The sequence below is a fragment of the Streptomyces rugosispiralis genome (genome assembly GCF_024505145.1).
Lineage (GTDB): Bacteria > Actinomycetota > Actinomycetes > Streptomycetales > Streptomycetaceae > Streptomyces > Streptomyces rugosispiralis.
Genome location: NZ_JANIAA010000138.1, coordinates 1 through 2,465 on the forward strand (window position 1 = coordinate 1; position 2,465 = coordinate 2,465).

The 2,465-nt window shown below is 61.5% G+C and carries 1 protein-coding gene; it reads right to left on the reverse strand.

The window, feature by feature from the left end:
• Nucleotides 1-128: 128 nt before the first annotated feature.
• Entirely contained in the window at nt 129-1,931 is a 1,803-nt protein-coding gene (locus NP777_RS46690) for a reverse transcriptase/maturase family protein (RefSeq protein WP_256656289.1), read from the reverse strand.
• Nucleotides 1,932-2,465 lie beyond the last annotated feature (534 nt).

Sequence of the window (2,465 nt, forward strand, 5' to 3'; positions counted from 1 at the left end):
GTACCGGTAGGCCACTGGCGAGGTTTCCGCTGTGCGGACCCTTTTCCAGTGGCCCCCGGCCCGAACCCGCCGTGCACCCTTTCGGTGCAGCGGGCTCTCCAGTGACTACTGCGTGATCCTGGTCCGGACTATGTGTGGATATCTCCATGGCAAGGTGGGCAGACCACGAGGGTTCTGCGCCGCTTTTTGACCATCAGTTGCATCCACGCGGGCTGTTCCTTCCGCGCTTGGAGTTCTGCGAGGTGGCGGACTTGGTGTACTTGCACCTCGGTTCGCTTGTCGCAGAGTTCGCACCATCCCCTGCGGAGCCGGTCGATGAGCTGGCTTCCGCGCGGGCGGCTGCGGGGAGTGAACTGGGTGGGCGGGAGGTCGTCGATTACGGCCTTCCGTTGCCGGATCAGGGGAATACCACCGAACCGTGCGATCAGCGGTTTCCTGCCCTCGCGTGCGATCCTGGCCTCAAAGCATCTGCGTGGTCCGGCAGGTGTCCGGATGACCGTTTTGTATTTGTTGGCCATCGCGGTCACCCGCGACCGATGCCTGGCGGCCAGGGTTTTGAGCATGGAGGTCAGCATGACCCCCTTGAGCCGGTCGAGTTTCCACACATCGCCGGCCAGCAGGTAGTACTGAACGATGCCCCGGTACTGCGCTCCGTAGATGCCGACGATGTCAAAGGGTGTGCTGCTCGTCAGCTGTGGCAAGTGCTCAGGTTTGCCGCGCCGGAGGAATGGGGCGCATTTGGCCTTGATCACGTCTTTGGGCACGCGGAGTTGGATCTTCCCGTTGATGGAGCGCATACCGCGATTGACGCGGCCGCCCCGGGAGACTTTTTCGTCGGCGTGCTGGACGGTGATCTCGTAGCCGAGGAAGCGGGCCGCCTGGGTACGGCCGTGGGTGATCAGCGTTTTATCCTGGTTGAGTTCCAGCTTGAGGTCGTCGTGCAGGAATGTGGTCAGGCGCTGTTTGATGATCTCGGCTTCGGCCTTGGGTCCGATGAACCCGAGGAGGTGGTCGTCCGCGTAGCGGATGTAGCGCAGCCGCCGGTAGCCGGGATCGTGTGGATCCCCGGCCGGGTGGCGGCGTAACTCCTTGCGCCATTCGCGGACTTGAGCGGACTCGGTGGTCTCCTTCCTTCTTGCGAGTCGCTGCCGGGCAGCCCAGATCGCGTTCTCCAGCTCCTTGTAAGCCGGGTTCTTCCGACGGGTTGCTCCTCGGGTGTATTCCGGTATGAGAACTGTCTCTACGAATGTGTCCAGCCGGTCCATGTAGATGTTGGACAGAAGAGGAGAGAGGATGCCGCCTTGCGGGGATCCCGACAAGGTGGCATGCCATTGCCAGTCCTCAAGGTATCCCGCCTTCAGCATCTGTCGGATGAGGCGGAGGAACCGGTTGTCGTGGATCTTCTCCGACAGGACGGTAAGCAGGACCTCATGGTCGAGCGAGCCGAAGCAATCGGAGATGTCTCCTTCGACGAACCAGGTTGTCCCGGTCCAGTTGTGCGTCACCTCGGACAATGCCGTGTGACATCCCAGGCCGGGACGGAAACCGTGGGAGCGGCCGGAGAACCGTGGTTCGTAATACGCTTCCAGGAGGAGACGGATCACTTCACCCACGAGTTTGTCCGACCAGGACGGCAGACCGAGCGGCCGTGTCTTTCCCTTGGATTTCGGAATGTGGACACGCCGCACCGGGCGGAAGCGGTAGCGCTCTTGGCGCATGGCTTCGATGATGTGTCCGATCTTGGCTTCGGACATGCCGTCCGCGGTTTCCCCGCAGGCCCCGGGGGTCATCGCGCCGTGGTTGGCATAGATGCGCCCGTAGGCCAGCAGATACAGATTCGGGTTGAACAACTGTCGGTACAGCTCATTGCACGGCAAGCTGCGCCTGCCGCGTTCACGCAGGACATCAAGCACCGCTCCGGCGTTCTGCATTACGCATACCTCCCAGCATCGTGATGTCCGATCACCTGGCCCCCTTCGCCCTGTGGACGGCTTTCCCGTCCTCCTTGGCAGGTCGCTGCTCCTGCGACTACTACGGGGCCTCCGTCACCTTGGGGCTCGCGCCCTTTAGGTGATCCCATGTTCGTCTCTGTTGTACGTATCTAGCGCGACTTAGGCGTCCCACTCATCTCCTTGAATTCCCTCACTGGGAATCATTCCGCGACCCGAAGGGTGTGATGGATACGCAGTCACTCCACCACAGGGTGCGGCGCCGGTGTCACGTGTGAATTTCCGGCGGATGCGTGCCATTTCATCTTTTGGAGATTGGGATTCAGGCAGTAAGGCTTTCGCCATATCGCGCGGGTCCCTCAATGCCTCGCTTCCACACGTGAACACGAGCACTGATTTCCTGGCATGCTGCTGTCCCCTTCACCTTTCGGATCCAGGTAAGCCATCAGACCCAGGAACCTCCCTTCAGTTCCTCCCGGCTGAACCGGGGATACAACAAAGCGCCTCATGGCGCAC